Source organism: Devosia sp. P1_H9, assembly GCF_056405135.1.
The window spans coordinates 1-323 of the sequence record NZ_JBFUCQ010000031.1 but is presented as its reverse complement, the minus strand read 5'-3'; the positions used below and the strand labels follow the sequence as shown (position 1 = coordinate 323).

The following is a 323-nucleotide window of genomic DNA, read 5'->3' as shown; positions in this document are numbered from 1 at the left end:
CCCTTGCCGGCATCGCCGGCACGAGCCGCTTCCACCGAGGCGTTGAGCGCCAGCAGGTTGGTCTGGAAGGCGATGTCGTCGATCATGCCGATGATGTTCGAGATCTTGCCCGACGAGTTGGTGATCCGTTCCATCGCCTCGGTCGCCTGACGCATGACCTGACCGCCATCCTCGGCCGTGCGGGTCACAGTCGCCGCGACATTTGAGGCATCCTTGGCGCGCTCGGCATTGGCCAGCACGGTGCCCGAAAGCTGCTCCATCGCCGCCGACGTTTCTTCGATCGTCGCCGCCTGCTTGGTGGTGCGCTCGGAAAGATCATTGGC

1 protein-coding gene is annotated in these 323 nt (G+C 64.4%); it reads right to left on the bottom strand.

The features are described from left to right. Positions 1-323 (bottom strand): methyl-accepting chemotaxis protein (locus tag AC1DYL_RS22785; protein WP_477174899.1); only part of this gene is annotated, 323 nt, incomplete at both ends.